This window comes from Paenibacillus sp. A3 (assembly GCF_001399685.1).
GTDB lineage: Bacteria > Bacillota > Bacilli > Paenibacillales > NBRC-103111 > Paenibacillus_G.
Genome location: NZ_JTHN01000021.1, coordinates 83,009 through 90,154, shown reverse-complemented (window position 1 = coordinate 90,154; position 7,146 = coordinate 83,009). Strand labels below are relative to the sequence as shown.

Below are 7,146 nucleotides of genomic sequence, written 5' to 3'. Positions count from 1 at the left end.
TTACTGATGAGGCACTAGGGATAAAAATTATGGGGACGAATTGGGGACGAAAGCTATCATTTTGAACAAGACGGCAACCAAACAGAACCATACTAGAATCGAGAAAACCCTTATAAATCAAGGCTTCGGCATGCCGCGGCAGATAGGAACCAAATAGCCTATGTTTCCGCATACGGTGCATGTATCGGTATTTATGGGAAATGTTCCAGGTCATTTAATGTAATCCATAATATGGAATGTTTGTTTTAACTCATGGATAAATTGTCTTTATTTGCCGCGCACACTTTTTTATCAAATTTAGAGTGACTTCGATACATCCATACTAAGTGTATATTCTGTGTAACACTACCATAAAGCACATTTTTTCTTCTGTTGAATATTGCCTACTCATTTTGATTTTTCTTACTCCATCTATTTATTAAAGGCTCATAATATTCGTATAGTTCAAAAATCACCGTATAACAGAGGGTCAGGGTTGCAATTCCCAAATGCGAAATTGAAATATCTGTTAAATAATAATCCAGAATATAGATGAATAAATAAGTTACGAGATACGTTGTTACCATATCGAATATATTTTTGTAAACCTCGCGCCCTTTAAATACACTTTCTTTAATTACTTCAAGGATAAAGCCAATAACCAAATTAAATGGACTAAAAATAACTATGGCAATTGAAAAAAGAAATCCAACAATATTTGTTTTAATTTGAATTCCCAGCAAAGGGATTTTTGATAAACCTATGATTAGTAAAAAATTCAAGCCAACAAATAACCCAATCGAACCTACTACAAGAATACATAGAAGAATAACGAATATTATCTTCCAGATAATCGAAATTTTCTGCAAAGTCATCGCTCCAATTGAGAAATCAAGCAAGCCCCGACGTATATCGAGGCTTGCCTTTGACTTATAGAATCGCAAAAATGATATCTGTTAATGCTTTCGCTACATCAGCTGGAACCCCGACAGCAACAAGCGCCTTCGTAACGGCTTCCTTAGATGCGCTTTCCACCTTTTCTAGAGCATCGGCAATTTTAGACGACCACTTCCGGAAAAGTTCAGCTTTCTCTTTGCTTACAAGCTTTAATGCTTGTGAGATTAGCCAACCGCCACTTCGAATTGCTTGTCCAAGTGCCTTTAACCCTTTTAATGTCGCTCCGAAAAGTCCTTGAGTAGAAACTGAGCCCGCGTGGATTGGAGCAAGTTTCCCGGTGTTGAGATTTAAGATAAGTCCTGCATTTTGGTCAGTAATAATTCCAGTATTCGGATTGTAAGTAATACCAGTAGAGCGATCAAGATAATTTCCAGTCATCGGGTCAATGACCATGTTGTACTCTTTCGGGTCAAAAGAATTTTTTTGATTCAAAGAAGCGTAGACACTCTTTGACTCGGGTTGTGCTGGTGAAGTTGTAGCGGCTGATGCAAAGGATGCAACTGACATAGAAAGGCAAGTGACGACTAGGGTAGTAGCGACAGGTTTTTGAATTTTACGAAAAGACATGTTACGCTTCCTCTCCTAACAAAAATTTGTTTTACGGACAAATTGGCGCGCATCAATTTGTTCAACCATAAAATACCATTAAAATACAATATATGGAATAGTTATTTGTATCTATTTTTATTTGGGAAAATTCCCCGAAAACTGTATCATGAATGTGGTATTAGTTCAATAATCCATATTTTTGTAGAATTTGATCGAATTGTTAACTTTATTTAACCCAAATTGCTGGGAGCAGGGGTAAACTGCCCAAAACTATTTAATTGTAAGATGAAACATACTTTGTTATAATTAACCATCGTATAATATTGAATAAAAAGGAAGGTATGTATTACGATGGATATTTATGCTAAGTTCCAGAATAAAACCATCTCAGATATCATCTTCCAACTTAGAAAAGAGAAAAACTTGACATATTCAGAGCTTGAAGAACTAACAGGTGTCAGCAGAAGTGTACTGTATCGAATTGATCGTGGGGAAACAAAACATCCTGGGTTTAGAACTGTAAAAGCCATCGCCACAGTATTTCCCACTCATTATAAAGAAATTATGGGGTACTACATTCAAGACGAGGAACGAATAAATGTTTTATTCGAGATACTCAGCGAAATAGTTAATATAGAGGATCACTCTTCTTTAGTGCCAATGGTTGCTTTGAAGATACTACAATCCCCTCAAGGTGAGACGGAGGATAACTTACAGCGTTTATATGATTTTATTGGCAAGATAAGCGATTCTGCTTTAAAAGTGATACTTTATAAGGCGATTATTAAATATTCCAGAGAGCATGGGGTAATGCAATATTTAGCCAAAGGATTGCTACAAAAGCACTTAATAGAACGACTCGATTTAAAGCGATTGGAACAATCTTATCAAGATGGTCAGGAGATTTTACATTACACCAATTTTTTATCTTTTGAGGAACAAATCACTTTATATATGAGAATGGGATTACTAGCTTTTGCAGTAAAAAAATACGACGACTGTATCCAGTTGTGCCAGACCGGAATTGTTATGGAGAATAAAGATACCGAATTAAAAGCAAGAGTGTATCTTGCAATGATTAACTCATATTTAATATTAAAAAACTATGAAGAAGTAGAAAGAAATCTAGATATATTCGAAAAATTTAATTATGAATTTGTCTCAGAATCAGCGAAAATTATAAAGGCTATAACAAAAGCGAGAAAAAAAGAATATGAGGCAGCTATACCATTACTTCAAAAATACTTGGACGAACTTAGCAAAAATTACAAGATACACGTAGCGGACGAACTTTTTGAAATTTATTTTGAGATGGGCAATTTGAATGCATGTAAGGAACTCTTAGAAAGGGAAAAAGACTTCTTACCAGAAAATATGAACGGCCCTCAAATATGCAAAGCAGTTGGGAAATACTACTTGCAGAAAGGGGAGTATCAATTTTCTCTTGGATTCATTGACGAGGGAATCCAAAGTATCCTGAAAAGTATGGATTCATATGGGAGAGTAAATGCATTTCAGGAAAGAGAAGAATGTATGAACAAAATTGTTAATTATTGCATAAAAAGTAGAAATACAATAAAATTAAAACATCTCCTTCTCATGAAGGAGGTATATAGTCGCAAATAAGGTCTTTGAATTAATCTTATTCGGAGGCGGGTGTTTATGAAAAAGAAGGTACTATTAGCAATCTTGTCTTTAGTTTTTGTTATAACATTGAACAATTTCCCACCAGATGTAACTAAAAAACCGGGTCACATTATCCAATATACTGAGCCTGAACCCGGTTTGTGAAAACGATACTAGAAAAAATATGTTATGAAAAACAGGTGCTAATTGGCATCTGTTTTTTTATTCCACAAATGTAAACAAATCATGAATAAAAGGAATAGCTGATATGCTAATGCTATTACAGCCTAATTTGAAAGGGGAATTTTTCCATGGGTGTATTGGCATCCAGAAAGGAGGATTATGCCCAAAACGATATTAGCCATTTCAGTGACGAAGCATTGCAAAATGTTATGGAAAACATCTTGAACCAAATGGAAGAAGCAGTACAGCAAGGCGAAAGCTTAACAAGTGAATATGTAGTCCAATTGAGCCAGCAATTAGATGCATACGTTTTAATCGCTCAAACTAGGAAGATGAGGTGTATAAGCTAAAGCCATTTTTTAAATATCAGTTCAATTCAATACTGTTCATTTTGAGGTGTATTGATGCAAGAGGGTAGAATGACCGGGATTGTTAGAGTGGTAGACGATTTTGGGAGAATTGTGATCCCCACGGAGGTTAGGCGTGTTTTGAATCTAGAACCCAATGTCAGGACGGAGTATTTCTGTGATGACGAGAGAAAGGCGATTATGGTTTATAAATATCGCGCTAAAGAATGTTTGTTTTGTTCAGGCAAGCAGCAAATCATATATTTCAAGAAGTTCTATATTTGTATGCCATGCATTCAAAGCCTTCCGGCGCTTCAAGTTTTCCTGGAACGATTAGAACGAGAACGGGCAGACGCGGCGAAAAAAGATATTTCAAACAAGAGAAAAATGACTACGAGAAGAAAAGAAACCTTGGACCGTTTGCAACAAGCAATGAAGGAAAACCCGAAAGCTTCGCAAAAGGAGCTAGCCAAGATGTTGGGAATTTCACAAGGATGGATCAGTCAGCTACTTAGGAAGCAGGTAGATTCATAAATGTGCTAACTTAGATAATTGTTTTTATTCGTCACACCGAATGAAAAAACACATTGTCATTTTGCACCCTTTGGTTGGTACGAAACTCCCGTACATGAATTTTAAAGGTACTTAAAATTGCAATTTACTCTAACTTAATAACAAACCCAGTATCTCCATGTTCATTTTGTTGTTCGTGAGTACTAATAACGACCCATTTCAATGTTTCATCAAACACATAAAAATCTTGCGGAAAAGCACTTAAATTATTAACAAGAAATTGTTTGGAACAATGAAACAACTCATTACGTCCCAAATCCATAATATCTTGAGATATATAGTAGTCCCAGAACAACAGCACATTTTTTGTGTCTATACTATTTAAAACACTTCCAAATTCGTTTGTAGAGAAAGTAGAAAGGTGTCCTTGATGTTTAAAACAGCACCATAGAAAGTATCCGTCTCCAACATTTACATAATTCTGATAGTATTCAGTGTCAGTGATAATAAATTTATTTATAAATTGATTTTTCAAGATGTCTTTTTTATGTTTTGGAACTCTCTGAAGTTGAGTGAGTAATATGTCTTTATCCATAATGGTACCCCCTTTATAGTTGGAAAGCATAGGTTAACTCTTCCATGAATTAATTATGCCATTGATGAGCATTCATTTGTACTCCATGACGTATTGAATGCCAATGGTCTTTATTTAACGTCTCATATCCTCTCAGATTATAATATGGGCCTAAGTAGCCCGTTTCCATCCATCGAATATAGCTATATACTTAGGGTATGGGCATGGAAATAGCCCTAAAGCTAGGAAGGGAATGGTAATATGAAACGAGCAAGCGAGTTAGCCTCCTAAAATAAGCAATTTACTATTTTAGGAGGTTATCCAATTGAACTTTACGGTAATCGATATGGACAAATGGGAAAGACGAGCGTACTTCGAACATTATCTAAATGTGACCAGATGTACATTCAGCATAACGGCCAACCTGAACATTACCCGATTGCTCCCGGTCCTTCGGGCAAAAGATCTCAAGCTTTATCCTGCGTTTCTTTATATGGTTACAAAAACGGTGAATGCGCATCGCGAATTCCGCGTTTGTTTCAATAAAGATGGGGAGTTGGGGTATTGGGAAAAGATGCTGCCCAGCTTTACCTTTTTTCATAAAGATGACAAAACGTTTTCTACCATGTGGACCGATTTTTCGAATGACTTCGGTGTGTTTTATCAAAACTACCTGGATGATATGAACAGGTATGGTGAAGTGAAGGGCTTATCCGCAAAAGAAAATGAGCCGCCGAATACGATCAATGTTTCATGTATTCCCTGGGTTAGCTTTACCGGGTTCAATCTGAATATTTATACGGATGGACGGTATTTGCTGCCGATTACGACGTGCGGTAAATATTTTGAACAAGCCGGCGAAATTTTGCTGCCTGTTTCCTTGCAGGTCCATCATGCGGTTTGCGACGGATACCATGCCGGTATTTTTATAAATGAATTGCAGGAGATGGCTAATAATTGTGAGCAATGGTTGCTCTAACAATTCCAGCTAGTTTAAGAGGGGCGAGCCCCCTCTTTTTTGCTGCCTTGGCGAGGGGCTAATTATGAGGGGCGCTGCTATAAACCCTCATACCTAGCCTAGTTTCATCCTTGTCGTTAAAGAAAGCAAGATTAGTTCCAATCTCGGGTTTTCTAGAAATTTTAAACGTTTGACACTTCCTTTGAATTATAATTAAGATATGAGTTAATCAGGGCTTTGCATTTTGGACTACGAAGGGAAGATAGGACCTTGATTCATATACTAGTTGATCCGACCGACAAAACAGCATGGTATCCTAACTATTTATCCGGATTAAGAAAAGGACTTCAAGAAGCGAAAGTTGATTTTAGATTCAGTCCGGATTTGCCCGAAAACCCTGATGATGTGGTCTTGATTACAAGATATACATTATTCGACTTGATTCGTCAGGCTAAACCTACGCCAAAGCATCTCATTATTATGGAGCATGACGTATGGAATCCTTTTACCAATGTCGTTGATCCGGAGACATTATGGATTTTTCAACACCCATCTTGTAAGGCAATTTTGTATACCAATCCGTCGATGTTGGAATGGGGAGAAAGGTCAACGGGTCCTAACAGTTCCGTTAAAGTTGTTGCAGCTGGCTTTCCATATGATCATGAGAAGATCAATGCAATTATTGACGAGACCAAACCAACGAAAGACCGAGAGAAATTGGTTGTATTTCCTGGGCGATTAAACGAGTTCTATCAACCATACCTATCGGTTAGAATGGCAATGGAACTCAAAGATAAGGGGTATCGAACCGTGATTACTTCTCCTGTTGAGCCGCAGGTCCATTACCCTGTGAGCTTGTGGAGGGATTTGGGCATTGAAGTTGGGAAGTTACCCCAGCAAGAGTATTACCGACTTCTGTCCAAGGCAAAGGCTGCCATTTCAGTAACGATCGGCGGAAGCTTAACCTTAGCATTATACGAGGCACACTTGCTTGGGGCAAAACCCATCATTCCTATGGATGTAAATGGACGGCCACCCTTCACCGAAATTTATGAGCCAAGATATGATATCTTAAATCCGCGTGAAGCGTTACGAATGATTGATGATAATACAGAAATCCATATCGATAAGAAGTGGTTCGACTATAGACGCTATGTTGAGATATTGCTAGACACCATTGATTCCTGTTGTAAATAATGAACAAAGGAGACAAAGTGGTGAACAATGAGATTGAAAGATATCGAAGTGACATCCAAGGATCGGTTCATGAACGAGTTAGAGCCGCGCTTTGTAACCCGGAGTTAAGCATTGAACAGAAAAAGAAGATGCTAAAATTCATCAGACCTGAACAATTGGAATTCTTCCTTAAAACAATCCCCGAAGAAATCCGAGAGCAGATTACTTAATTCGCTCCTTGGCAAGCTGACGTCAAAACGAAACTGTCGTCAGCTTGTTTATCT

The 7,146-nt window shown here is 37.4% G+C and carries 9 protein-coding genes; 6 read left to right on the top strand and 3 right to left on the bottom strand.

The window, feature by feature from the left end:
- Nucleotides 1-383 precede the first annotated feature (383 nt).
- Both QJ48_RS02735 and QJ48_RS02730 read right to left on the bottom strand, forming a co-directional pair.
- Nucleotides 384-848: a hypothetical protein gene (locus QJ48_RS02735; protein WP_054972127.1), complete on the bottom strand. Its 465-nt coding sequence runs from the start codon at nucleotides 846-848 to the stop codon at nucleotides 384-386.
- Between the two features lie 61 nt (nucleotides 849-909).
- Nucleotides 910-1,503: an OCRE domain-containing protein gene (locus QJ48_RS02730; protein WP_054972126.1), complete on the bottom strand. Its 594-nt coding sequence runs from the start codon at nucleotides 1,501-1,503 to the stop codon at nucleotides 910-912.
- Nucleotides 1,504-1,836: 333 nt separating this feature from the next.
- Here QJ48_RS02730 and QJ48_RS02725 point away from each other — a divergent pair, with 333 nt between their 5' ends.
- The 3 genes from QJ48_RS02725 (at nucleotide 1,837) to QJ48_RS02715 (ending at nucleotide 4,175) form a co-directional block, all read left to right on the top strand.
- Complete coding sequence (locus QJ48_RS02725) at nucleotides 1,837-3,111, top strand: helix-turn-helix domain-containing protein (protein WP_054972125.1); 1,275 nt, start codon at nucleotides 1,837-1,839, stop codon at nucleotides 3,109-3,111.
- 311 nt (nucleotides 3,112-3,422) lie between these two features.
- Entirely contained in the window at nucleotides 3,423-3,644 is a 222-nt protein-coding gene (locus QJ48_RS02720) for a Spo0E family sporulation regulatory protein-aspartic acid phosphatase (protein ID WP_054972124.1), read from the top strand.
- 54 nt (nucleotides 3,645-3,698) lie between these two features.
- Nucleotides 3,699-4,175, top strand: coding sequence for an AbrB/MazE/SpoVT family DNA-binding domain-containing protein (locus QJ48_RS02715; protein ID WP_063858001.1), 477 nt, complete (start codon nucleotides 3,699-3,701; stop codon nucleotides 4,173-4,175).
- A 124-nt stretch (nucleotides 4,176-4,299) separates the two neighbouring features.
- Here QJ48_RS02715 and QJ48_RS02710 read toward each other — a convergent pair whose 3' ends face one another.
- On the bottom strand, nucleotides 4,300-4,749 hold the full coding sequence (locus tag QJ48_RS02710) for a hypothetical protein (protein ID WP_054972122.1): 450 nt from the start codon (nucleotides 4,747-4,749) through the stop codon (nucleotides 4,300-4,302).
- 304 nt (nucleotides 4,750-5,053) lie between these two features.
- On the opposite strand from QJ48_RS02710, the gene catA reads away from it, so the two are divergent.
- The 3 genes from catA to QJ48_RS02695 all read left to right on the top strand — a co-directional run bounded on the left by catA (nucleotide 5,054) and on the right by QJ48_RS02695 (nucleotide 7,092).
- Nucleotides 5,054-5,707, top strand: a complete 654-nt coding sequence (gene catA, locus QJ48_RS02705; RefSeq protein ID WP_054972121.1) for a type A chloramphenicol O-acetyltransferase — start codon at nucleotides 5,054-5,056, stop codon at nucleotides 5,705-5,707.
- 249 nt (nucleotides 5,708-5,956) lie between these two features.
- On the top strand, nucleotides 5,957-6,883 hold the full coding sequence (locus QJ48_RS02700; RefSeq protein WP_054972120.1) for a hypothetical protein: 927 nt from the start codon (nucleotides 5,957-5,959) through the stop codon (nucleotides 6,881-6,883).
- Between the two features lie 20 nt (nucleotides 6,884-6,903).
- Nucleotides 6,904-7,092: a hypothetical protein gene (locus tag QJ48_RS02695; protein ID WP_025848652.1), complete on the top strand. Its 189-nt coding sequence runs from the start codon at nucleotides 6,904-6,906 to the stop codon at nucleotides 7,090-7,092.
- Nucleotides 7,093-7,146: the final 54 nt, after the last annotated feature.

Coding starts and splice junctions, on each gene's coding strand:
- QJ48_RS02730 (WP_054972126.1), bottom strand. CDS start 1,503: ATGTCTTTTCGTAAAATTCAAAAACCTGTCGCTACTACCCTAGTCGTC.
- QJ48_RS02725 (WP_054972125.1), top strand. CDS start 1,837: ATGGATATTTATGCTAAGTTCCAGAATAAAACCATCTCAGATATCATC.
- QJ48_RS02720 (WP_054972124.1), top strand. CDS start 3,423: ATGGGTGTATTGGCATCCAGAAAGGAGGATTATGCCCAAAACGATATT.
- QJ48_RS02715 (WP_063858001.1), top strand. CDS start 3,699: ATGCAAGAGGGTAGAATGACCGGGATTGTTAGAGTGGTAGACGATTTT.
- QJ48_RS02710 (WP_054972122.1), bottom strand. CDS start 4,749: ATGGATAAAGACATATTACTCACTCAACTTCAGAGAGTTCCAAAACAT.